Here is a 25,398-nt window from a genome sequence, read left to right as displayed (position 1 = left end):
TTATTAGAGGTTTACACCTTAGCAAGCACGCTTTAATTTAGATAATTAATACAGCAAATAAATAAAATTGATCATATGAATATAAGAAATGTCGATCTCAACCTACTCGTCTATTTAAATGTATTAATAGATGAAAAAAGTGTGTCTAAAGCGGCCAATAAACTCGCATTAACACAACCTGCTATGAGCAATGCGTTAAAACGCCTAAGAGACTTATTTGACGATCCTTTGCTGGTACGAGCTGCGGGCTCTATGACTCCCACGGCTAAAGCACTTGCCCTTAAGCCCGAGATTGAAGCGCTGTTAAAAATGGCAGAAGAGATCACGCAGCCCAGTGAGCAATTTAATCCCGCTACTGCACAGGTTACGTTTCGTATTATGGCAAACGATTATTTAGAATCGACGCTAATTGCCCCCTTTATTTGCGAGCAGCTAGCTAAAAATCCGGGCATTGACTTCGATGTACTTAGCCCCAGCGACGTGAACCTACAGGATATGGAAAAAGGCACTATCGATTTGGCAATAAACCGTTTTAATGGTCTGCCGCGCTCTTTTCATCAAGCTACTGTATGGCGAGATAACTACTGTTGTTTAACCCATCCACATAATCCATTTTTAAACGATGCAAACTTAGACCAATACTTAAAAAGTGAACATATTTGGGTTAATCGAGCCGGCTGGGGCCCCGAACCCGCTGTAACCAATAAATCAGGTAAACAAAAATTAGGCTGGGTCGATGAGGCATTATGGCAATTAGAACAAACACGTAAAATAAGAGTCTTTACCCGTCATTACATGATTGCCAGTTTACTGTGTCAATCTGAGCAACTCATTGCAACCCTTCCGCGTCGTCAAGCAAAGCTTTTAACTAGCCATACTAATTTAGTGATTAGCCCTGTGCCATTTCAAATCGTCCCCATAGAAGTAAAAATGATATGGAGCCCGTTATTACACCATACACCAGCGCACCAATGGCTTAGACGTGAGTTATTAGCGTTCGCAAATACAGTGGTTGATAGGTAATGTTTATAACATTAAGGTAAATCTAAATAAATTTAGGAACCTTATGCTTATTACTAAGAGGGAAATCACCACTTGGAAAATACGAATCTAAGAATAAATCCAAATTATGTGAACAGTTTGAAGTTTTTAAAGTTTTGTAACCTTCCCCATACCCATTATTATCAGAGAAAGTTATTAATAAAATTATGGCACCAAACTTTACATCTTTCCTTGCTTTGATTTTTTTACATAATGAATCAAAGTATGTAAATCTACCATTGTTTATATCATGGTGAGCAATATTAGTAATATCTATATGTAAGCTAGTATCAGCATTTGCATATTTTTTTAAATTTTTTTTATTTATAACACTTTCAATTTTATACTCTAAAGATTTGCCCTTATCCTGATTTACTCGAACACTTCCACATTCTATTGATACTTCATTATTTCCTTGTTTTACAATAAAATCTGGAGATTCATTCTTAATAAATTCTAATGATTTAAGAGATAATGTTCTCGCAGTGCTAATTTCAAACTGCAACCCTTTCCAAGATTCACTACTACTCTGTTTTCTTATATCTCTTAAGAAACTTTTGTAAGCATGTAAATTTGAATTCTTTAAATCTTGCATACAAGTTAATGTAAAATATAAACTTCCACAAAGCGGATGCCATTTAGGATCTCTTGCATTTAATAATTCCATTAATCTAAATAAATCTTTACTAATTTGTGAGTTTTTATGTTTTCGAAGAAAAGATTTAAGATTTAAAAGTTCATCATACCCAGAGAGAATTTCTTTTAGAGCCTCTATCATCTGTTTGTTATTTATATAAAAGTTAAAATCATTAGTGTTTATAACAAACTCTAAATATGGCGTTTTGTATAATTCGATTTTCATTTGATTTTATAATTACCTTATATTTAGAAACCTACTTAATATCAATTTTACGCTAAAATTGATTAAATCAATATCAGTTATTGAAAACAACAATTTCATTAATATTACACTTAGCGCTACAGTGAAGTTAAGCCAACAAACTAAGAGTAATAATTATGCAAACATCAGCAAGCTTCACACAACAAGACGGATTATTCATTGATGCAAATTTACATCAATTCATTGAACAACAATTGTGTCGTAAAACAACACTTCAAACGCAACACGTTTACCAAGCGTTAGCCACGTTAGTTGATGAGTTTGGGTGTGCATGTCGTAAAACAAAACACCAAGAAAACGACATTCTCGACGTGAATACTTTATTAAATGCATATCAACGTAAAAGTCATCCACATTGTCATGTAGATGCACAAACAACCGCAGCCGTTCTAGATGAATATTGTTGCCAAGTGCCTGCAATTATTGTGGTTGCTTTAATGGATACGCTTAGTGGCACACTCTGTGATGAGCCAAGCGCCCATAAACTTTACCACAGAGCTGCAGAGCTGACAGAGCGTCCATGCGTTCATCGCGAGCAAACAGCTAACGCCTCTGCAGCGTAAAATGCTGCCCTTTAAAAGTGCTCGATAACCTTGTTGGCAAATTGTTTGCAACTTAAGGTTGTCGAGTTATGATTTGATTGAGCTAAATCAAATGTAACCTGTCCACTGGCAAATGTGCTTTCAAGCGCGTTTTCAATTAAATAAGCAGCCTCACTCCATCCCATAAACTTAAGCATTAGCACCGCACTTAATAAGCTACTGCTCGGATTTGCTTTATCTTGTCCTGCTATGCGCTCAAATGTACCATGTGTGGGTTCAAAAAACGCAACTTCGGTATTTAAGTTTGCCGCCGGCATAATCCCTACTCCACCGACTTGTGCACTGAGCATATCGGCTAAAAAGTCTCCGTTTTGATTAGTGGTGGCCACCACATCAAATTGGCCAGGATCCATTAAACACTGCTGAAGCATATTATCGGCAATTACTTCTTTAATAACCAGGGGCGGTAAATCAGCACGTTGTATTTCAAGCCAGCGCCCGTTTTGATGCTCAACGGCAGTGTATTCACGTTTGGCCAGTGCAAATCCCCAGCGCTTAAATGCGCCATCGGTGAACTTAAGTACATTACCTTTGTGAACTAAAGTGAGTGATTCACTATTATTTTTTAGAGCATAATTAATTGCATAGCGCATTAATCGCTCTGATCCCTCTTTAGAGATATTTTTAATACCTAAACCACATTCTTGGGTAAAACGAAGCCGAGTTACGCCCATTTCTTCACATAAAAAATCGAGCATTTTTTCATTTTCAACACTGCCCGCTTGCCACTCAATTCCTGAGTACACATCTTCACTGCTATCACGTAGCACAGTAATATGCGTGGTAAATGGGTTTTTTAATGGTGACGGTAATGCACTAAATCCTTTAATGGTTCGCATATTTACATACAAATCCATTTCATGGCGAAGCGCGACATTGAGCGAGCGAAATCCGCCTCCAAGCGGTGTTGTTAAAGGGCCTTTAATCGCGATTTTACAATCTCGTACTGCATTAATCGTTTCTTGAGGGAACCAATCACCGTCATAAAGCTTGGCAGCTTGCTCACCATTGTAAACTTGCATCCAATGAATTTTGCGTCTTGCGCCATAACTATGCTCTATGGCGGCATCCACTACTTTTCGCATCACTGGCATCACATCGAGGCCGACGCCATCACCATCAATATAAGCAATAATAGGGTGTTCGGGTATATGCCACTGTTCTTGTTCATCAATAAGTATATGTTCACCATTTTCTGGCACAGTAATATGTTGATATTGCATTGTTAACACCTAGAAAAACATCCTCTTTTCATTAAAGCATGTTCGTTAATAGGTGTCTGTAATTGCATTTTTATAATTGATATCACCGCAGCGAATAACTGCACGGTATTCACTATTAGAAAAAATAAGGGAACGATTTTTTAACCAAGGTGGCATCAGGCATTTTATTTAACACCCGACCAAATAGAACATTACTGAGTAGAGCATTACTGAGTAGAGCATAACTGCAGATTAATTTTAACCACCGGATGATTATAAAATTAACCTGCTAAGTGAGATTATTTGTAATAGGCAAATAAGTATTTATTAAAGCTATATTGACTTTGTATAACCGCAATAACAAATCCTGCCTTACCATCTAAAAAGCCACGTCTTAAAAAATAATGGCGGATAAAAGCAAAAAAAGCGGAACTACTTGCCTTCAAGAGTGATGGTTTTTTACCCTTTTTTTCCATTTGCTCTGCACCTATGTGCGCATAATGGTTTCTTTTATTCATATAGCCAAAAATATCTTCATGCTGAAAATGTAATATATTTTCTTTCAATTCAATTGGTTTACAATCAAGCATTACAACAGACTCATGCACTAAGTTTTGGTTATAACCTGTTATTTTTTTATTGTAGATACGCGCAATACGATCAGGATACCAGCCGCTGTGTCGAATAAATTGGCCACAAAAATACGTTAAACGGTTAAGCTTTAAAATATTTTTCTCATTGCATTTTGCCAATGTCGTTATTATTTCTTCCTTTAAACGCTCACTGACAACTTCATCACAGTCAATTGCAAAAATCCAATCGTTAGTTGCTAATGCTTCTGCTCTACGTCTTTGCTCACCAAACCCTTGCCAGTCATCACGCACAAATACTTTATCTGTGTATTTATTTGCAATAGCACGTGTTTCATCAGTGCTGCCTGAATCAAGTACAATGATTTCATCTGCCCACTTTACTGACTCTAAACAACGCTCAATTTTATCCTTTTCATTTTTACATATAATACAAACAGATAGCTTCACAAAATTTCCTTTTTAATAACACTGTATTTTAAAAATTATCTTCCTATTATAAACAGATCATAACAACACAGGAAACAAGGCTTTAAAAAGTATGGTTTTAAGCTTCTAAAATAACGTCAATTGTATTGAGTAAAGCCTCTACTTGATGTCTATCAAGCACGGCGTTAGCGGATTTTAATCGTTTTTCAAACTCAACAGCTTGTTGATACAGTGCTTGGCATTCAAACATCCCTGCTGTTCCTTTGATCATATGTACGCTGCGTGCAAAACCGGTTATATCACCCTGCTTAAATTGCGACTGTAATGTGTGTTTTTGTTTTTTTAATCCTTTAATGTATTCTTGCTTGAGCAGTGCAAACTCATCATCAGGCAGCTTAATATTTTCGCATATATCAATATCAAGATAACTTGCGATTTTACTACTAAAACACCGTCTATCGATGGGTTTGGCAATATGATCGGTAAAACCTTGTTTTAAATAACGATCGACTTCATGCTTCATCGTGTTCGCAGTAAGCGCCACAATCGGTGTTGTTACTCCTGTTGCTTGCATAATATTAATTGCTTGTTCACCATCCATAATTGGCATTTGAATATCTAATAAAATTAAATCAAATTGTTCATCAAGTGTCGCTTGTGCAGCATCTCGGCCATTTTCTACTGCCACCACAGTTAAACCCATTCGCTCTAAAATCCGCTTAATCAGCTGTCGGTTTTCTGGGTGATCTTCAGCCACGAGTACCCTACCAATCAAATTTCGCTGGTTACTATTTAAAGGGAGCTCTTTGTTTTGTGACTTACAGATATCGTCAAATGCGTAAACCCATTTTGTATGTTCCGTTGTATGCAGTGCCATAGTAAAACAAAACTCACTGCCGTTACCGAGTACAGAATAAACCGTAATATCCCCATCTAGTTTAGTTGCTAAGCTTTTTGATATGTTTAATCCAAGTCCAGTGCCACCGTATTTACGAGAAATCGACGAGTCAGCTTGATGAAAGGGAGTAAATAGGTCTTTTTGCTCACTGTCGGTCATACCAATTCCCGTATCTTTCACTTTAATAATTAGTTGTTTTTTATTACAGCTAACCGTTAGCTTTATATAACCTTGGCTGGTAAATTTAAGCGCATTGGTTGCTAAATTTAATAATATTTGTCGCAATCGAGTTGGATCTGAGACTATCCAATCAGGTAGCGGAAATTGATAATCAACTTTAAATTTTAAGCCTTTATCACGAATTTGTTTTCCTAATAACGATTCGATTTCAGCAATAGTGGCAAACAAGTCTGTTTCAACTAGCTCTATCTCTAGACGGTTAGCCTCAATTTTTGACATATCCAAAATGTCATTAATTAAGCCAAGAACATGACGACTATTTTGCAAAATCACCCGAATGCCATGGTTTCTCTCATGAGGCTGTATATCACCTAAAATAATACCATCAGCATAACCAATAATTGATGTCATTGGGGTGCGAATTTCGTGGCTCATATTGGCTAAAAATCGACTTTTAGCTTCACTTGCATCACGAAGCTCTTCAGCTAATTGTTGTAACTCTTGAGTACGCAACTGTACTTTGTGTTCTAAATTTTTAGTCAATTCAACATTCTCATGGTGTAAAATGCTAAATTTATTTGCCACGGCAAAAGCAAGTAGCACTGCATCGAGTGCGGTACCAATGAGCCCAAGTAAATAGAGATCCATCTTTATAGGTTCAATTAGCCCTAAATTAGTTAAATTGCCGACCATATTAGGAATGGCCATCGCCAAATACGCTAAAACAAAATAGCGAGCGGGCTTAAAGCCACTTAACCAACTTCGTATACCAACAATCATACCCAGGCACAAAGTAGCCCCCGTTACTAAAGTAGCCCATATAAAGCCAAAACCTGGCCAAATGATTGCAAATGGAGTGCCTGCGGTAGCAATAATGCCTAAGTAAATTGAAAACCGTGATAATTGAGGAGACGTTTCCTTTAATTTAAGTAAGCTGTTAAAAAATAAGATATTTGTGATGGGAATTAAGGTAAAACCTAGCCAATGAAAATGGGCGTTGTAAAAACCAAAAATTTGATCTGGTATATGAAAAAACTGACTCCAAGCTAATACCCAGCACGCGGTAAACAGAGCGTAATACAAATGGGTTTTATCTCTATCACCCAAGTAAATAAGAAAATTATATAAACCTAATGCAATACCAACCCCGAAGCACAGTAGCATAATCATGTTATCTGATGTTTTTTTCACAAAAAAATCATCATAAGGTGAAAGCACTAATTTAGGTGGGGTATAAAAGTATTCACTTTGAAATTTTGCAATTAATATGTAGGGCCGATTAGGCGTCAGCTCGATTCTATTACCATAATGAAATGCAAACTCATTAGGGTAAATGCCACCCGTTGTATAACGATTTATTGGCTCATCAAAATTCGACATATCATAAATACGCGTCTCAATTTTTGAAAGCAGCGTGTTATAGGGATATAACACAAGTTCATTTAAATCAGTTTTGTTTTCCAGCTTAATCACAAACCAAAAACTACCACCAAAAAACGATGTTCTCGATTGTGGTTGCTTTTTTTCAAGCCACGTTTCTATATCGCTATGATCTCGCGGAAAAGCGCCATCAGTGACTTGAAATACACTGCCTTGATTAAGCAAATCAGTATCTTGTTGTTTCAAAGTATAAGCAAAAGGCTCAAGTGCATTTGCCACTGCTAAATTGCTAAAGCATATAAATACACAATATATAAATAGCTTTAGAGCTGCCTTTATTGGCATACTTTGCACCTTAAATTAAAACTGATAACTAATATCCAAGCCAAAACGCCGGCCTTCACCCTTAAAATCTTCAAGCATGCCAAGAAAAGAACTTAAATCAAATTTTAAGTGACTGTATTGAGTACCAAACAGGTTTTTACCCCAAATGGCAACCCCCCAGTTATCGTGTTGATAGTGTATATTGGCGTTAAAAATACTATAGCTGTCTTGCATCGCATAGGGGTTTTGATTCTGATCAAAATAGTAATCGGATTGATAATCAACTAATAATTGAGTAGTTAGCGGGTGATTAGCCACCTCAAAAGTGTATTCAATACCCGCACTGAGATTCCATTTTGAGGTAAACGGCAAACGATTATCAGTTAACGCATTCCCTAGTGGATCAACATATTCTTCAAACTCTGCATGAGGTATATAACCCATAGCAAACTTAACATTCAAATTATCGGTCAGCCAATACTCAAGATCAGCTTCTAAGCCGTAAATAATGGAGTCAGCCACATTTTCTAATAATTGAATTGGCGGGCTCTGCTCAGATGTTGAAGGCTGATTCATAAAGACTTGTTGATCATTATAATCATAATAAAATGCAGCCCAGTTAAATCGAATACCCTTCTGTGGCCACCAGGACTTTGATCCGATTTCATGTGAGTTTAACCGCTCTTTTTGATAGTCAGCGAGTTGGGCCTGTTCAACCGATGATAAAAAGCCACCGTTATAGCCTCCGCTTTTGGCGCCATTAGCAAAACGATAATAGGCGTAAGTTGAATCATCGACTTTAAAGTTCACTCCTAACTGCCCAGAAATGCCATTATCTGACTGCTCTCCTTGAACACGATAAAATGGAACCTTAACCCCTGTTAAATCGTCAGCATCTATAACAACGTTAAGCTGAGATACTGAGTCGTAGTCTAACGATTCATAAGAGTAACGAAGCCCTGCAGTGATCAACCAATCTTGGTTTAATTGATAATCGAATTGCGTAAACGCAGCCATACTCTTTGTGTTTATTTTATTATTATAAAAAAAAGTAGCGGTTAAATCTGTCGCTAAAATTCCCCGATAGTCCCGTAAAATATCATTTACATTATCTTGAACAATAGACTCATCAGCATAATATATTCCCGTCGTTAAAAAATGCTCACCCAACTGAGATTGCAATCGCAATTCTTGCGTCACCAAATCAGTATTTAACCCTAAGTTGCCCTCACATAACTGTGCGGGAGAGCCATCACAATTAAAAGCATGGTCCCGTTTTAATTTGTTATAACTGCTTAAAAAAACAAGCTCATTGTCTGTGTCTAATTGCCAATTAGCATGGGCGCTAATGCCCTTACCATCTGTTTTATGAGGCGAATTATTATTTACGCTGACTGTATAAAAATCATCACTGGCATCATTAAAGCCAAAATTATCAAAACAGCTGGTTGAACCCGCTTGTGCTGGCGAGCATCGCTCTCCTGTTAGTGGATTAGCAACAATTCCAATACTGCCAACCGGCTGTACTATGCCATCCCAATCGGCAATATGCCCTTTTATCAATAGCTGTACCGTGTCAAAATCAGCTAAAAAGGAAACTCGGCCATTCGTTTGTCGCATGCCAGCTTTCGGTGAGTCGGCAAAAATATTGTTAGTGGAATAATCATAATCTTGATGATTAAGCGCTATACGAACGGCAGTGTTTTCACTAATTGCTGAATTAAACATAGCATCAACACTGGTCGCATTGTTATTAGCAATGCCAGTGCTTAAATAACCACTTTGTTCAAACTCAGGGCGTTTAGAGCGGATTAAAATAGCGCCCCCTGTAGAGTTGCGACCAAATAAAGTGCCTTGAGGACCACGCAAAATATCAATTTGTTCAATATCAAATAAATTAACAATTTGGTTACTTGCAGAGCCAACAGCAATGTCATCAACATACATCGCCACAGGGGATGTATTCGCCGTATTGTAATCAACTAGCCCTACACCACGAATGTTAACCGCTGGCGGTGTGCCTTCCGCTGCGTTTTGACTAATTTTTAGATTAGGAGCAAATACAGACAACTCTGTCGAATCTTTAACGTGTTGTACTTGAAGATCATTACCTTTAATGGTGCTTACAGAAATGCCAACTTCTTCAATTTTTTGCGCTCTTTTTTTCGCATAAACTTCTATGATTTCCATATTACGCGCATTCGCACTTTCATCATCTACAAGTACTTTCGCCTGCAGTGGCAGTAAAAAGCCTGGTAAGCATATCAACCCTATTTTCTTATTGAGAAGCTTGCCTTTATTTTTCATTTCTTGTGACCTTTACGCTAGACAAATGTAAACAGCATGTTTAATTATATACTAATCAATCGATAATACGGTTATATGAATAATATTTTAATGTTTGAGGGCTGCAAATGCATCTTCGCCACTAATGTGTTGTGGGTAACCCACCATTGCTCTTGCTGTTTGCATACCAGCCATGACAGCCGCTTCAACACAACCGGCATTAACGCCTGTTTTTATCCAGTCACCGGTAATAAAAAGATTGGTAAATTGTGTTTCATCAGTTGCCAGACGATATTGACTTGAGCCCGCAACTGACAAAACATAGCGCTCACTGGGATCCACATTTACTCGCCAGTATTGAGCATTTAATCGTTCATCCCCTGATAACTGAGAGCCATGCAAAACAGACCAGTCAAATTGATTATTTTGATACGCTAATGGCCAAATAGCCTGTATGTTATTTTCTAGCATACCTTTAAGATTAGCTTTTACTTGCGATTTTGCTTGAAAAACAAATTGATGTTCACTTTGTGGCGGGTAATAGTCACAAGGAAAAACACTGCAAAAGTAAGCAATGTTTTTAGGAGGACAATCGATAGGCCATTGCTCTTTGTCGATTAAATTCATCATCGCCGCCCATGTATCAAATGGTTCGCTAAAGCTACTGAGAATGGGGCCTTCTTTGCTAGGTGGCCTATATTGCCAACCTAATTGCTCGTCAGTCTTACTAAGCCACAATTGGGCTGCCTGCGTTGCCACCGTTTTAACTTGCTTTGCTTGAGCTGCAAAATTTGTATCCAATGCAAGTAAAGAAGGACATACATGTTCAAGTGAGGCAACAGATACGCCAAGAATAATCCTGTCAAAGTCATCTTTGTAGCGTAATTCTTTTATTGGTAGGGGCTGCCCAAAATGGTTTTCATACTGAGCAGGCCAGTTAGACCAAAAAGATTCTAAGTTAATATTATGCTGTTTTAATAGTGCAGCTTGTTCACTATTAATTTGCGCATAAAGCGGCTCACTTGGCCAACAAGGTAGTTTTTTCACATCAACAAGTGGTTGATATTCAGCGCCTGATTTCAAAGTAACTTGTTGCTGTAACTTAATTACCTCAACAAAACGTTCACCCTGCTCATTTAGGCTGGGTTCCAGGTTTTGCAATTGATGGAAATACTCAAACTTAACCCCTCTTTTTTTTAGTAGCTCATACAGTGGAGCAAAAATGACATCGCCCATCCCCGCTTGCATTTTCCACATGACGCCACCGCGATAACACAGCGCAATACGTAACATAGCTAGTGATGCAACACCGGCTTCAACATTAGGCTTACTGATGTCTCCATCAGCGTAAGCAAATACTAAATCATAAAATCCCCGTATTGGCGCAGAGTTAGCACTGTACTGCTCATTTGCCCCATTTCTTATCAGCCACTGTCTAAAATCAAATTTGTTTATGACCCCAAACCCATCTCGATATACTTTGTCTTTGACCAGGCCAACCAACATTGCAATAGCAAGGTCTGCACAAATATATAATCGTCTAAGCTGCGCATTATTGTCTAATAACTCAATCATTTCGCTATTTAGCCAACGCTTTAGTTTTCTAACTATATACCAAATAACAAGGCCATCTTTTTTCTCTTGTACTTGGGGTTTTAATGTATTGTCAGCGTGAGCAAACTGATTTAATTTACTTATTAATAAGCTGGGAGTAGAGGCTATTTCACTCGAGTATTGTTTTATATCATCAGCAAAGTGTTGCCAAGTTTCCTCTGTATCATCAACCAAGTCCGCTATTTGTTGATGTAAATGGCGTAATAAAGACTGATCACGAGATTTTTTTGTGCTCAAATTTATATTTTTATTGGCTTTTGTTGCGGCTAATTGTAAATCCAGTATCCACTTTTTTAGCCAAGCTAGGGTCATTTTAATAAAGTCCCATGGCGTAATATCCAAACTACCCTCCGCAGGATTTCCAGGTAATAAGGGGAAATCTATTGGCCATGTTTGCCATTGATCATTAATATATTCTTCTAGTGCTATAAAACTATGCGGCTTTAATGCTTGCTGCCATGTAGATAAAGGTGAATCGACTGGGCGTTGTAACTTAGTGTAAACCGTTTCTATTGTTTTAAAGCTATTTACATAAGCACCAAACCATACATGCAAGCCATGCTCTTCAATACGCTGCCCACGAGCCGCATTACGGCCACTTGCGCCTTTACCACCTAAACGCCAACCTTGTTGGTATACAGTAATAGTTCGATGCTGTTGCCAATCACGCTGCTCGGTTAAATACAGTGCAGCAGTCATAGCCGATACACCGCCACCAATTATCACAATTTTTTCTTGGTTCATGGTAAATCCTTCTAAGTAATTTAAATCTTAGTTGCGGCTAACTGGTCAAAATCCATTTGAACATAAAATGGTAAATGCAGCGCTTGACTACCTAACTTCAGACCAAACATATCGGCAAGGGGGAAACTATCTAATTTATTAAGATGTAACGTAAACTCAGGTTTCAGAAATTTAAAGCGATGTATTTTTTTAATCATAGAGGGTGAGTGCATTACGCTTTGGTATACCGCTGAATCACTACTGCCATCGGGAAATTGCTTAAACAATATTTGATCCATTTGTGGATTAACAAACCCACTCAATAGCTGCTTTAATAATGACAAATCAATGCCTAAATGTTTACGAGAAAACAAATTTGCTACTTGCTCGGCAAAATCATCTAGGACAGAGAAAAAGTCATTTTCGTGCCCCTGAGAGTTTATTGTAATTGTAAATAACTCATGCATTTGCAGCTTTGATTCAGGCGAAAAATGATCAAAACATTCTAAAGATAGTGAAAAATTCGAAAGCTCAGTTACACACTCGGGCATAATGTAATCACATAAATATTTATTATAGCCCCACGTTTCGCGACCATTTATGAGTGCATAAATGTTATTAACGCAGATAAATGCAGGATACCAATATAGGTAGGTTATATCCTCATCTTCAACTTTAGCGACAGGCAACCAGATGATAATATCTGTTTCTTGCATCCAACCATGCTGATCGAAAGGCGGTGTCATTGAGGCTATTTTTTCAATATCTGTAAATGTGATAAGTGCAAACTCGCCAAGTATTTTAAAACGAATATCCCCTTTAACGCCTACGTTTAGCGTTGAATCAATATATCTTTGTGATTTAGCTAATTCTATCTCAGCAAAAAAACCATACATATTCGCATTGTGCATACGACAAGGCGGCTTTGCTATTGGATTAGATAAAAAATGTTGATATGGCGTAGATAGTGAGCTCATTTGACCCCCTCAGTTAAAAACTGAGTATAGTCAGATATATTAGGGTCTGTTGACCTTTGCGAATTAATATTTATGGCTATATGTGAATTCCACTCGATTCAAAGTATTTTAATAAATTGCTTGCAAAGTAAAATGTTGTGAAGTAATATCGCTGCTTGGCTATAAAAAGCCCTAGCGGTTAACCTCTTTACCCTGATCCAGTAAGCCCCGCAAAACGTATATTCAAAAGCTAAGTTATTGTACGGCGAGAACCCCTATTAATACCTTGATGATTTATTTTTAATATCATCGTAAAAGTGTCATAAAGATCGTCAACACTGTAATGAAGCTAAACACAATTAGATTATTTATCATCTGTAATGTGCTTTAAGAAAAAGCCCAGAATAAATAACAAAAATAAAGTGAGTTTTATTATGTCATACCAATATAACGGATCTATGATCCAAATAGCACATCCAGTGCAATCAATTTCGGTTAACAAACATCGTGTAATCTTTAGCGATACACAAGGTTTGAAAAATGCATTGTTTCAAAAAGCAAGTGATGCACGTCAATTTGTAAAGTGGCTCAAAGCCAGCTAATTATTATTGATAAGTTAAACACTTATAAATAAATCTAAATGCCAGCGTGAAGCTGGCATTTTACTTTTTGGTGTATTATTGACTACACTTAAATCCTTGTTTATTTATTCGTTGTAGTGCCAATGCGGTTTTCGTGGTTAATACTGTTAGTCTGTGTATTTTTAAGCACAAAGTGTAATGCCAGAACAATAAAATGGTTAACACATGATTTTGCGCCCTACTACATTATAAGCGGGCCGAACAAATCCCAAGGTCGTGACGAAAGTATTATTTCGCTTTTAGAACAGCAGCTGCCGCATATTACCTTTGAAAGAGTGATCATCCCCTCAGGTAAAGTGATTCAGGAACTCGCAAACCTGCAGTCTAATGCCTGTGCTTTGTCGCTCTATAAGAATAAATACCGCGAAGAGCGTGTTTATTTCACACATCAAAGCTCTACAGCAGGGCTTTCGCCATCAATTGCCATGCATACCAAGCTAAGTAGTGCGCTAGAGATTGAAGATGCTAAACCAGTGTCATTAACCAATTTATTAGTTAATAAAAAGCTTACCTTAGGTGTATCTATGAATCGCTCCTATGGCAGTGAAATTGATAAAATAATCAACACCACACCCGGAATAAATCTGGTCATTCGACCAACTCGCGATACCCTCAGTACGTTAACATATATGCTTAACCTTAAAAGAATTGATATTTTATTAGGTTACCCAAGTGAACATTATTATTTAGCAAAAACAATGGGCTTTACTGATAATTTAACCCAGCGGATGCTCACTGAAGCACCAGAAATAAGTTACGGTTACATTGGCTGTACTAAAAACGAGCAAGGTGCAGAAGATATTGCTACGCTTAATCAACAACTCAAACTGATTAAGCAGACTGAAGACTATAAACAGATATTAACTCGGTGGTTACCAAGTCATTTAAAACCCAAATTAGGAGCACATTTACAATAATAAAAAGCTAAGCGTGTTACTAATTAGCGCTTAGCTTTTTTAAAATAGTCTTACTGGCGAATACCTTCAATAAATAAACCAATATCAACATGGGTAGATGCTGGGCCTAAGTTATAGTCAATACCGTAGTCGGCCAGTTTTAAGCTAGTTTCTCCTTCAAAACCAACACGGTAACCACCCCATGGATCTTGACCTTCACCAATTTTATCTATTTCAAAGGTAATTGTCTTCGTAACACCGTGTAGAGTAAAGTCACCGGTTACTGTGGCTTCTTCACCGTCTTCGTCAAACTTAATCGCTGTACTCTTAAAGCTTGCCTGTGGGTATTTGCTTACGTTTAAAAAGTCACTACCACGTAAGTGTTTATCACGTTCTGCGTGATTTGAATCTAGGCTTGCCGTATCAATATTTACACTAATTTGAGACGCATTTGGATTTTTAGCATCGTAGTTAAATTTGCCATCAAAGGTATTAAAACGCCCATGCAGCCAGCTATAGCCTAAATGTTTAATCTTAAAGTTTACAAAAGCATGCGCACCTTTTGTGTCAATAACATAATCTGCGGCATTCGCAGTGGTCGCTGTCATAAACATCGCTGCTGATAACGCTGAAGTTAAAAATAATTTTTTCATTTTAATCATCCTTTTGTAATGTGATCATTCTAATTAATGTTTTATCTTTATCGATAAAGTGATGTTTTAGCGCACCTAACACGTGCAATACTACAAATCCAATTAATAAGCATGCGCTATAGAAATGGATTTGCCCGGCTATATCAGCCTGAGAATCAAACGCAAAGTCGATAGCTTTTACATAAAAAAAGCCAAATACTTCTATGGGTCGTCCATCAGCCGTCGAAATTAAATACCCTGACAGCATAATGATCAGTAAAAACAGATACATTAAAATATGTGCTGTTTGGGCTAATTGATTTAACTGCTTGTTACTGCCAATCGGACTTGGTTTAACACTAAAGTGTCGCCATAACAGCCTAAAAACAAAAACCGCTGCTAAGCTAAGGCCAATGCTTTTGTGTAGGTCTAATGATCCTTTATACCAACTATCATAATAAGTCAGCTCAACCATATATAAACCTAAACCAAACAGACCAAACACGGTCAGCGCCATTAGCCAGTGTAAAAATATAGCCACCACGCCATAGCTGGTTTTTGAGTTTTTAAACATTCCCTACTGCCAATCTCTTATTTAGTAATAACACTACGATATAATGATTAAGTGGTGATTAAAATAACATATGCAAACACTCATCGTGCGTATACGCACAGTAAAATGTATAAGGTTAATATAATTGCAAGTGACGTTGAGAAGGGATTAGCTAGCAGCTGACTCGTTAAGAGACACGTATATTTGGCTATCAGGTTCAACCTGTAAGCAGGCAATCAGGCCCTCTTTTATTAGTTCTAACATGGCGATAAAACTAACAACAACCCCACTGCGTCCCTCTTCAAAGGTAAATAATTGAGTAAACGCAACAGGCGCTTTTGATTGGGATAAGGTATTTAAAATCAAGCTCATGCGCTCACGCGTTGAAAGGGTTTCAGCGCTAATTAAATGATGCTCGAATGTTTTTGCACGCGCCATGACATCGCTTAGCGCTAACAATAAATCTTTGATTGCCAGTTCAGGTAATGGCTGGTTTTTTTCTGCTAGTTCTGGCACGCTTGCCTGCGCTATAAAGATATCGCGGCCAACACGAGGTAGGCTGTCTATATTTTCGGCCGCTTTTTTAAATTGTTCGTACTCTTGTAAGCGTTTTATAAGCTCGGCGCGGGGATCGTCTTCTTCTTCTAACTCTTCATGAACAGGCAGTAACAGCCTAGATTTAATTTGGGCCAGCAATGCCGCCATTACTAAATATTCACCCGCGAGTTCTAGCTGGAACTCGCTCATCATTTCTACATATTTAACATATTGCTCAGTAATGCTAAAAATAGACAACTCAAGAACATCTAGCTTATGCTTTTTAATTAGATAAAGCAGCAGATCCAAAGGCCCTTCAAAGGTTTCTAAAATAACTTCAAGGGCATCAGGCGGGATATATAAATCTTCGGGTTTATCAACAACGGCTTTACCATGTAAAAATGCCAGAGGCAGCTTTTGCTGCACTGACATATCAGGTGTTGGCGTTGATGATAGCGTCTCAGACTGTTTCATTGTTATTCAAATGGCGTTGTATCACCGCAACCAACACGAAGAATTTGAATATCATCTTCTGATAAATCAATCACTGTGGTCGCCTGCTCAGGTAAATACCCACCATGAATAATTAAATCCACATGTTTATCAAGGCGCTCTAAAATGTCATCGGGATCAGCTTGAGTAAACTCTTCGCCCGGTAAAATAAGTGAGCACGACATTAAGGGCTCACCCAGCTCAGCTAATAAAGCACACGCTATTGGGTGCTCTATAACACGTATGCCTATGGTTTTTTTCTTGTCGTTTAATAACCGCTTAGGCACTTCTTTTGTACCTTTAAAAATAAATGTGTAAGGCCCTGGGGTATTATTTTTAATAAGCCTAAACATTTGGTTATCAACACGCGCATAAGTAGACAGCTCAGATAAATCACGGCATACCAAAGTAAAATTGTGATGTTTTTCAATGCCACGAATACGTTCAATGCGCTCTTTAGCTTGCTTATTACCTAAATTACAGCCTATCGCATATCCTGAATCTGTAGGATACACAACTACGCCGCCTTGTTTAATAATATCAACAGCTTGAGAAATTAATCTAGGCTGTGGATTATCTGGATGTATATGAAATAATTGACTCATAATGCAACTCCTTCGTGCTTTTCCCATGTTTGCCAAACCCCTTGGCAATCTTTAGGTAAGTATAAATTTTTTCCAAGTTCTAAATAGCTAGTCGGAAAATGAAAATCAGAGCCTTGTGAGCAAAGTAGCTCGTATTCTTGGCTCAATAGCCCTAAAAACTGACGTTCACTTGGCGCCTGCTGCGGCTGAGCAACTTCCATTGCATCTCCGCCTACTGATTTAAATTCCACTAACAATTTACGTAGCCACTTGTTCGACATTTTATAGCTACTTGGGTGCGCTAAAACGGCCACCCCACCTGCGGCATGAATCGCCGCAATAGCTGTTTGCATATCACACCAATTACTTGGCACGTAACCGGTTTTACCTCGCCCTAAATACTTTTTAAATACCCCAGGAAAGTTTTTAGCTACACCACGCTCAATCAATGCTCTGGCAAAGTGAGCGCGAGTAATTTGTGCATTTTCGGCCAGCTCGCGAGCTTGTTGGTAAATACCATCGAATCCGTTTTTATTTAGTCGATGGCCAATCTCTATTGCGCGAGTTTCACGTTTTTGCTGCTGCTCGCTCAGTAATGTATGCAAGGTACTATCGTTGGTATCAATATTTAGTCCAACAATATGAATTTCAAAACTTTCCCACTTGGTTGATATTTCAACCCCATTAATAAGTCTAAGCGGCAAGTTTTCACGTTTGATAAAAGCCTGTGCAGGTTCAATAGCAGCCACCGTATCGTGATCGGTAATAGCAAATACATCAATATTTTTATCGACTGCTCGCGCTAATAATTCCTCAACGGTTAAGTGGCCGTCTGAGTGCGTGGTGTGACTATGTAGGTCGTATTTTATCAAATGAAAACTACTTAAATTTAGGGTTTAACGGTGTTTCACCCAGTATAACAAGTTTTTTAACTAAATTGTTTTAAATAAACACTTGACATAAAAGCAGTTGATACGTTTTACTGTAGCCACTTTTAGACGTTAAAGAATTAACAACAATGAAAAATACAATTCACAACATCATTTGGTGGTGGCACTCTTAAAATCAAGGGTGATGAATTGTCGTGTCTAAACAAAAAATTCTAACCCGCTACCATGCGGGTTTTTTTATCACTAAATTTTGCAATACAAGATTAACAGGAATTAAAAACATGAATAACGTAAATACTCTTACACATCATTGGTGGTGGCGCCTGGCATAGCGGGACGGTAATGGTCTATCTATAATTTAGACATCGTTATTCAAACCCCGCACTGCTTAGCATTGCGGGGTTTTATTTTTTTAGGGGATGAGGTTTGATTTTTAGTCATATAACAACAACACCAGGTGAAGTGACCAGCATAACGCAAGTACGAGACTACATAAGTAGCCCACTTGCATTGTATGCCGCACTTGATAAACCTAACTCACTATTACTTGAATCTGCAGAGATAGATTCTAAAGATAGCGTAAAAAGCTTAATACTCGTTGATTGTGCACTGCGTATTGTCTGCCAAGGCAATCAAGTGAGCGTAACAGCACAATCAAATAATGGTCAGCAGTTACTCAGTTATTTACAAGCTAATGTAAAAAACTGCGCATCACAGTTATCCGATACCACATTAACACTGGAGTATCACCCAGTAGATGACACCATTGACCAAGCCAGTAAGCTGATTGCAGATAACGCTTTTAGTGCATTACGCAGCTGTTTAAATAGCATTAAAAGTACCACCAACAATCCATTCTCGGTGTTTTTAGGCGGCGTATTTGCCTACGACATGGTGGCTAATTTTGAACAACTCACCGATGTACCCGACGGGGAAAACACCTGTCCAGACTATGTTTTTTATTTAGCAGAAACTCTGGTTGTTATTGATCATCAAAAACAAACAACGGAATTAATTGGTAACGTATTTAATGGCCCTGATGTACATGCAAACTGCTTTGAAGTAGGCAAACAATTAGAGCGTTTGAATACATTATGCGACCATGCTGCTGACTTTAACGCACCAAGCCAAACTGGCGACTGCCCAGTGAGTGTTGATATTAGTGATGAGCAATACTGCCAGCAAGTAATTAAGCTCAAGCAACACATAGTCGATGGCGATATTTTTCAAGTGGTGCCTTCTCGTACCTTCTCACTACCCTGCCCTGACTCTTTACATGCATACAGCCAGCTAAAAAAACAAAACCCTAGTCCGTACATGTTTTATATGCGCGATGAAGATTTCTCATTATTTGGCGCATCTCCTGAGTCCGCGCTTAAATACGAAGTTCAATCTCAACAGGTCGAGGTTTATCCGATTGCCGGCACACGCCCTCGCGGCAAATTTGCTAATGGACAAATCAACCCTGATTTAGATAGCCGTATTGAGCTTGAGCTTAGAAACGATCAAAAAGAACGTGCAGAGCATTTAATGCTGGTTGATTTAGCGCGTAATGATGTGGCCCGCATTAGCGTGCCGGGTACGCGCCATGCCAAAGAGCTATTAAAAGTAGACCGTTACTCACAAGTAATGCACTTAGTGTCGCGCGTGGTGGGGAAATTAAAACCCGAACTAGATGCCCTACATGCTTATCAAGCCTGTATGAACATGGGCACATTAGTGGGCGCGCCAAAGGTAAGAGCTGCAGAGCTTGTGCGCCAAACCGAAGGAAAACGCCGCGGCAGTTATGGCGGCGCAGTTGGCTATTTAACTGGTGATGGTGCAATGGACAGCTGTATTGTTATTCGTGCAGCCTTTGTTAAAAATAATATTGCTTATGTGCAAGCTGGCGCTGGGGTTGTATTTGATTCAGACCCAATGTCAGAGGCTAACGAAACTCGCGCTAAAGCACAGGCGGTGATCACCGCAATTAAATCGACATATGAGGCTGTATAAAATGAGTGAAGCACACCCTATTAAAATTTACTTTTTAGATAACTTTGACTCATTTAGCTATAACCTTGTTGATGAACTAACAATGCTAGGTGCTGAGTTAGTTGTTTACAGAAATAACATTAGCGCTGAAGTAATATTCAACAAAATGCAGGCAGAGCATAAGCAGGTATTACTGGTTTTATCGCCAGGCCCAGGGGCACCCAGTGATGCGGGTTGCCTAATGGAATTAATTAGCTTGTGCAAAGGTAAATTCCCGATGCTGGGCATTTGTTTAGGCCAACAAGCACTAACACAAAGTTATGGCGGAGTAATCGGTCATGCTGGTGAAACCGTACATGGTAAGTCATCAATTATTGAGTTAGACGATCACCCGGTATTTAACGGGATGGGCAGCACTATGCCAGTGGCGCGTTATCACTCATTAATGGCCAAAAAAGTGCCTGATAACTTAGCGGTTATTGCAAAGTATCAAGATATTCCAATGGCTATTTATCATCATCAAGACACTGCGCTGGGTTATCAATTCCACCCAGAATCTATTTTAACGCCCAATGGCGCTATGCTGCTACAGCAAAGCGTTGCCTATTTAACGCGTGCCAAATAAAGGGAACATTATGACTACACAATTACAAAACTCGCTTAATGTTCAACAGGCTATTGAGCACGTTATTGCCAAGCAATCATTGAGCTATGCACAAGCAAAAACACTTTTTGATCAAATAATGCAAGGTAATATGAGCGATATTGAGCTCTCTGCACTGTTAATTAGCCTTAAAATGAAAGGTGAAATAAGCGATGAAATCGCCGGTGCCGCGGCCTCAATGCGTGAAAACGCCGTGGCATTTATAACCAATAAAACTCAACTTGCCGATAGCTGTGGTACCGGTGGCGATGGTTCGAACACTATTAATATCAGTACAACCGCGGCAATTGTGGCAGCCGCTGCCGGTGTTAATATGGTAAAACATGGCAATCGCAGTGTATCGAGTAACTCGGGGTCTGCTGATTTACTCAAAGCCTTGGGGATCAATATTGATATGACTCCCACGCAAGCGGCTAAATGCCTTGAACATACAAATTTTACCTTTTTATTTGCACCGCACTATCACAGCGGCGTACGCCATGCGATGAACGTACGAACCACTTTAAAAACCCGTACTATTTTTAATATTCTTGGGCCGCTAGCTAATCCCGCTGCTCCAGATGTTCAATTACTCGGGGTATACGATGAATCTTTGTGCCTACCTATGGCGCAAACTCTTCATACTCTGGGCACTAAACGCGCTATGATAGTTCACGGCTCTGGCACCGACGAAATTGCCTTGCATGGCCCAACACAGGTTGTTGAGCTGGATAACGGCAAAATCACCCAATACACGCTCAACCCTAGTGATTTTGACCTTGCAAACTATTCACTTGAACAATTAGCCGGTGAAGGCCCACAATACAATGCAAACGCCAGCCTTGCCATTTTACAGGGCAAAGGTAGCGAGGCACATAACGCCGCTATTATTGTTAACGTTGCTGCATTGCTGTACTTAACTGGCCAAGCACAATCGTTAAAACAAGGTGCACAAATAACACACTCATTATTACGTTCAGGCAAGGCCATGGACACACTAAATGCAATTATTGAGGTAAGTCATGGCTAATGTATTAGACAAAATTATTGCCGATAAAAAAATAGAACTCATTGAACGCAAAGCGGCACGCCCACTTGAGAGCTTTAAGCATCAAGCTAAACCCACCACACGTAGCTTTTATCAAGCGTTAGCAGCACCTGGCACGCAGTTTATTTTAGAGTGCAAAAAAGCATCGCCTTCTAAAGGGTTAATTCGTCAGCCGTTTGATTTAACAGAAATCACCCAAGCGTATAAGCAGTATGCCACTTGTATGAGTGTATTAACTGACGAAAAGTACTTTCAGGGTAGCTTTGATTACCTTGAGTTTGTGCGCAGCCAAGTAGAGCAGCCACTTATTTGTAAAGACTTTTTTATTGATGAATACCAAGTTTACATGGCACGTATTTATGGTGGTGACGCTATTTTACTGATGCTATCAGTGCTTGACGATGAGCAGTATAAAACGCTTCATGCAGTCGCCGATTCGTTAAATATGTCGGTACTAACTGAGGTGAGTAACGAAGAAGAGGTGCATCGTGCACTGGCACTCAATGCACAAATAATTGGGATTAATAATCGTGACTTACGCGATTTAAGCACCGACTTAGCCACAACCGAGCGACTACGTAAGCTTATTCCTAACGATAAAGTGGTTATTTCAGAGTCAGGTATTTATACCCATCAAGATGTAAAGCGTTTAGCGCCTTTATGTAATGGATTCTTAATTGGCAGCTCATTAATGGCTGAGGCTGATTTATTACAAGCGTGCCGCCGTGTAATCCTAGGCGAAAACAAGGTTTGTGGATTAACCCGTAATCAAGATGCCATTGCGGCTTACGACAACGGTGCCCTTTATGGCGGATTAATTTTTTATCCAAAATCACCGCGCTTTGTCGATTTAGATTGCGCCAAAGAAATCAGCCAAAGTGCCCCTTTAAAATTTGTTGGGGTGTTTGTTAATGCCGCCATAGCAGAGGTTGCTGAGCACGCTAAACAACTAAAACTGTCTGCTGTTCAATTACATGGCCAAGAAGATGAACATTACATTGCATCGTTACGTAATGAACTACCACGTCATTGTGAAATATGGAAAGCACAGGCCATCAAAGATGCTTTGCCTCAACCTATTACAGGAGCCGATCGCCATTTATACGACACCCACAGTGATTCACAGGCTGGCGGCACAGGCAAAACATTTGATTGGTCGGTACTTCGCGATGCCACGACCCCATTTATGCTTGCTGGCGGCTTAAACCCAGACAATATTAGCGATGCACTTTTTCAAGGTGCTCTTGGGCTTGATTTAAATTCAGGTGTTGAAGAGTCTCCAGGTAAAAAGTGTGCAAACAAACTACATCATGCTTTTACAAGTATCAGAAATTATTGAGGTTAAAATGCAAAATCCAGCTTATTTTGGCGAGTTTGGCGGTATGTTTGTACCCGAACTGCTTGTCCCTGCGCTTAAGCAGTTAGAAAACGAATTTAATAAAGCACAAAAAGATCCTGAATTTCAGGCAGAGCTAAGTAAATTACTTAACGAGTATGCGGGTCGTCCTACCCCGCTTACTTTAACGCGTAACTTAGTTAAAAACCCAAAAGTAAAACTGTACTTAAAGCGTGAAGATTTACTCCACGGTGGTGCGCACAAAACAAACCAAGTTTTAGGCCAAGCACTGCTTACCAAACGTATGGGTAAAAAAGAAGTGATTGCTGAAACAGGCGCCGGCCAGCACGGCGTTGCAACGGCACTTGCCTGTGCGTTACTTGGACTAAAATGCCGCATTTATATGGGTGCAAAAGATGTTGAACGCCAACAACCAAATGTATTTAGAATGAAGCTAATGGGCGCTGAAGTTATTCCGGTAACCGCAGGCTCGGGTACATTAAAAGATGCGGTTAACGAGGCACTGCGTGATTGGTCTGCCAATTATCAAGAGGCTCATTACCTTTTAGGTACTGCAGCGGGTCCTCACCCATTCCCGACTATTGTACGTGAATATCAAAAAATTATTGGTGAAGAAGCAAAACAACAAGTACTTAAAGCCGAAGGCCGTTTGCCTGATGCGGTTATTGCGTGTGTAGGCGGTGGGTCTAACGCCATTGGTATGTTTACCGATTTTATTGATGAGCCAAGCGTTAAACTCATTGGCGTTGAACCTGCAGGTAAAGGGTTAGACACGCACGAGCATGGCGCAACCATCTGTAAGGGAACAAAAGGTATTTTGCACGGTACTTACACTTATATTATGCAAAATACAGATGGCCAAATTGAAGAGTCTTACTCTGTATCGGCGGGACTAGATTACCCCGCAGTTGGCCCTCAACATGCCTTTTTGCACGAAACTGGCCGTGCTCAATATGTCGGTATTACCGACACCAAAGCACTTGATGCCTTTCAAGCATTAGCTAAACATGAAGGGATTATTCCTGCGCTTGAATCAAGTCATGCGCTAGCCTATGCCCTCGAATATGCAGAAGAGCAAACGCAAGACAGTATCATTGTTATTAATTTAAGTGGTCGTGGCGACAAAGACTTAGCCCACGTACACAAGGTATTATCAGAGGAAGGTCAACTATGAGCCACGTAAAAACTGACCGTTATGGACAAATGTTTGCCGCGCTTAAAGAGCAAAACCAGGGTGCTTTTGTACCGTTTGTAACCATTGGCGATCCAGGTAAAGCACAAAGCATTGAAATTATTAAAAGCTTAATTGATGGCGGTGCTGACGGGCTTGAATTAGGTATTCCTTTTTCCGACCCGATTGCCGATGGCCCTGTCATTCAAAAAGCCAATATTCGTGCCTTAAACGTGCATATTAATACGCAAGACTGCTTTGATATTATTAAAGAGATCCGTGAATATAACGCCGACATTCCAATTGGTTTGTTATTATATTCAAACTTAATATTTAAACGTGGCTTAGAAAAGTTTTACACCGATGCAAAAGCTGTGGGTGTTGACTCTATTTTAGTGGCTGATGTGCCATTACATGAGTCTAAAATGTTTAGAAAAGCCGCCATGGCCAATGGTATCGACCCGATTTTTATCGCTACACCGAACGCCAGTGACGATACCCTGCGTGAATGTGCATCATACGGCCGTGGCTACACCTACTTGCTTTCTCGTGCTGGGGTAACAGGTACAGACACCAAAGCACAAATGCCAGCAACCCATGTGGTTACGCGCTTACAAGAGTACCACAGTGCACCTGCATTATTAGGCTTTGGTATTTCAACGCCTGAAGATGTAAAAGCGGCACTTAAAGCCGGTGCTGCGGGGGCTATTTCGGGCTCTGCTGTGGTAAAAATTATTGAAGCAAACTTAGATGATTTAGATGCAATGACCACGCAGCTAAAAACATTTGTAAGCGATATGAAAGCCGCTACTGCACTTTAATAGCAAGCTGTGTTTTATCATTATCAATAAAAA

Annotated in this window: 22 protein-coding genes; 10 read left to right on the top strand and 12 right to left on the bottom strand. The window is 39.2% G+C overall.

Translation table 11 applies throughout. The features are described from left to right. Positions 1-75: 75 nt before the first annotated feature. Positions 76-1,023, top strand: coding sequence for a LysR family transcriptional regulator (locus tag N523_RS0111870; protein ID WP_028835151.1), 948 nt, complete (start codon positions 76-78; stop codon positions 1,021-1,023). 22 nt (positions 1,024-1,045) lie between these two features. Here N523_RS0111870 and N523_RS0111865 read toward each other — a convergent pair whose 3' ends face one another. Further along, positions 1,046-1,903 carry a hypothetical protein gene (locus tag N523_RS0111865; protein WP_028835150.1) on the bottom strand — a complete coding sequence of 286 codons (858 nt, stop codon included), beginning with the start codon at positions 1,901-1,903 and terminating at the stop codon, positions 1,046-1,048. A 155-nt stretch (positions 1,904-2,058) separates the two neighbouring features. On the opposite strand from N523_RS0111865, the gene N523_RS0111860 reads away from it, so the two are divergent. After that, entirely contained in the window at positions 2,059-2,505 is a 447-nt protein-coding gene (locus N523_RS0111860) for a hypothetical protein (RefSeq protein WP_013465068.1), read from the top strand. An 11-nt stretch (positions 2,506-2,516) separates the two neighbouring features. Here the strand turns inward: N523_RS0111860 and icd are convergent, their stop codons facing one another. The 6 genes from icd to N523_RS0111830 form a co-directional block, all read right to left on the bottom strand. Further along, positions 2,517-3,767 carry an NADP-dependent isocitrate dehydrogenase gene (gene icd, locus N523_RS0111855; protein WP_028835149.1) on the bottom strand — a complete coding sequence of 417 codons (1,251 nt, stop codon included), beginning with the start codon at positions 3,765-3,767 and terminating at the stop codon, positions 2,517-2,519. A gap of 278 nt (positions 3,768-4,045) precedes the next feature. Then, positions 4,046-4,786, bottom strand: a complete 741-nt coding sequence (locus tag N523_RS0111850) for a glycosyltransferase family 2 protein (protein ID WP_013465070.1) — start codon at positions 4,784-4,786, stop codon at positions 4,046-4,048. A 97-nt stretch (positions 4,787-4,883) separates the two neighbouring features. Then, positions 4,884-7,568: a 7TM diverse intracellular signaling domain-containing protein gene (locus tag N523_RS0111845; RefSeq protein ID WP_028835148.1), complete on the bottom strand. Its 2,685-nt coding sequence runs from the start codon at positions 7,566-7,568 to the stop codon at positions 4,884-4,886. A gap of 15 nt (positions 7,569-7,583) precedes the next feature. After that, complete coding sequence (locus tag N523_RS0111840; protein WP_028835147.1) at positions 7,584-9,854, bottom strand: TonB-dependent receptor; 2,271 nt, start codon at positions 9,852-9,854, stop codon at positions 7,584-7,586. A gap of 87 nt (positions 9,855-9,941) precedes the next feature. Next, entirely contained in the window at positions 9,942-12,191 is a 2,250-nt protein-coding gene (locus tag N523_RS0111835) for an NAD(P)-binding protein (RefSeq protein WP_028835146.1), read from the bottom strand. Between the two features lie 20 nt (positions 12,192-12,211). Further along, positions 12,212-13,147 carry an acetoacetate decarboxylase gene (locus tag N523_RS0111830; protein WP_028835145.1) on the bottom strand — a complete coding sequence of 312 codons (936 nt, stop codon included), beginning with the start codon at positions 13,145-13,147 and terminating at the stop codon, positions 12,212-12,214. Between the two features lie 413 nt (positions 13,148-13,560). On the opposite strand from N523_RS0111830, the gene N523_RS19565 reads away from it, so the two are divergent. Both N523_RS19565 and N523_RS0111820 read left to right on the top strand, forming a co-directional pair. Further along, positions 13,561-13,728 carry a hypothetical protein gene (locus N523_RS19565; RefSeq protein WP_175610048.1) on the top strand — a complete coding sequence of 56 codons (168 nt, stop codon included), beginning with the start codon at positions 13,561-13,563 and terminating at the stop codon, positions 13,726-13,728. A gap of 122 nt (positions 13,729-13,850) precedes the next feature. Then, positions 13,851-14,684 carry a transporter substrate-binding domain-containing protein gene (locus N523_RS0111820; RefSeq protein WP_028835144.1) on the top strand — a complete coding sequence of 278 codons (834 nt, stop codon included), beginning with the start codon at positions 13,851-13,853 and terminating at the stop codon, positions 14,682-14,684. Between the two features lie 50 nt (positions 14,685-14,734). Here the strand turns inward: N523_RS0111820 and N523_RS0111815 are convergent, their stop codons facing one another. From N523_RS0111815 to rnm, 5 genes are all read right to left on the bottom strand, one after another. Further along, a complete protein-coding gene (locus N523_RS0111815; RefSeq protein ID WP_028835143.1) occupies positions 14,735-15,316 on the bottom strand; it encodes a YceI family protein in 582 nt (193 codons plus the stop codon). A gap of 1 nt (position 15,317) precedes the next feature. After that, positions 15,318-15,869, bottom strand: a complete 552-nt coding sequence (locus N523_RS0111810) for a cytochrome b (protein ID WP_028835142.1) — start codon at positions 15,867-15,869, stop codon at positions 15,318-15,320. A gap of 147 nt (positions 15,870-16,016) precedes the next feature. Further along, positions 16,017-16,859, bottom strand: a complete 843-nt coding sequence (locus N523_RS0111805; RefSeq protein WP_028835141.1) for a segregation and condensation protein A — start codon at positions 16,857-16,859, stop codon at positions 16,017-16,019. Between the two features lie 2 nt (positions 16,860-16,861). Continuing rightward, positions 16,862-17,482 carry an L-threonylcarbamoyladenylate synthase gene (locus N523_RS0111800; protein WP_013465078.1) on the bottom strand — a complete coding sequence of 207 codons (621 nt, stop codon included), beginning with the start codon at positions 17,480-17,482 and terminating at the stop codon, positions 16,862-16,864. Next, positions 17,479-18,333: an RNase RNM gene (gene rnm, locus N523_RS0111795; RefSeq protein ID WP_013465079.1), complete on the bottom strand. Its 855-nt coding sequence runs from the start codon at positions 18,331-18,333 to the stop codon at positions 17,479-17,481. Before rnm ends, N523_RS0111800 begins: the two co-directional genes overlap by 4 nt. 444 nt (positions 18,334-18,777) lie before the next feature. On the opposite strand from rnm, the gene N523_RS0111790 reads away from it, so the two are divergent. Genes N523_RS0111790 through trpA form a run of 6 tightly spaced genes read left to right on the top strand, consistent with a single transcriptional unit; the run spans position 18,778 to position 25,365 of the window. After that, complete coding sequence (locus N523_RS0111790; RefSeq protein WP_013465080.1) at positions 18,778-20,346, top strand: anthranilate synthase component 1; 1,569 nt, start codon at positions 18,778-18,780, stop codon at positions 20,344-20,346. Position 20,347: 1 nt separating this feature from the next. Then, positions 20,348-20,950: an aminodeoxychorismate/anthranilate synthase component II gene (locus N523_RS0111785; protein ID WP_028835140.1), complete on the top strand. Its 603-nt coding sequence runs from the start codon at positions 20,348-20,350 to the stop codon at positions 20,948-20,950. Positions 20,951-20,960: 10 nt separating this feature from the next. Further along, a complete protein-coding gene (gene trpD / locus N523_RS0111780; RefSeq protein ID WP_028835139.1) occupies positions 20,961-21,998 on the top strand; it encodes an anthranilate phosphoribosyltransferase in 1,038 nt (345 codons plus the stop codon). Then, positions 21,991-23,355 carry a bifunctional indole-3-glycerol-phosphate synthase TrpC/phosphoribosylanthranilate isomerase TrpF gene (gene trpCF, locus N523_RS0111775; protein WP_028835138.1) on the top strand — a complete coding sequence of 455 codons (1,365 nt, stop codon included), beginning with the start codon at positions 21,991-21,993 and terminating at the stop codon, positions 23,353-23,355. The genes trpD and trpCF overlap by 8 nt, the downstream gene beginning before the upstream one ends. A 7-nt stretch (positions 23,356-23,362) precedes the next feature. Continuing rightward, positions 23,363-24,547, top strand: coding sequence for a tryptophan synthase subunit beta (gene trpB, locus N523_RS0111770; protein ID WP_010390233.1), 1,185 nt, complete (start codon positions 23,363-23,365; stop codon positions 24,545-24,547). After that, positions 24,544-25,365 (top strand): tryptophan synthase subunit alpha, encoded by an 822-nt coding sequence (gene trpA, locus N523_RS0111765; protein ID WP_028835137.1) that lies wholly within the window; start codon positions 24,544-24,546, stop codon positions 25,363-25,365. The genes trpB and trpA overlap by 4 nt, the downstream gene beginning before the upstream one ends. Positions 25,366-25,398: the final 33 nt, after the last annotated feature.

Origin of the sequence: Pseudoalteromonas sp. 23_GOM-1509m (assembly GCF_000518425.1) — a bacterium.
In the GTDB taxonomy this organism is placed as follows: domain Bacteria; phylum Pseudomonadota; class Gammaproteobacteria; order Enterobacterales; family Alteromonadaceae; genus Pseudoalteromonas; species Pseudoalteromonas tetraodonis.
The sequence above is the reverse complement of the archived record's forward strand: the minus strand, read 5'-3'. Positions and strand labels throughout refer to the sequence as shown.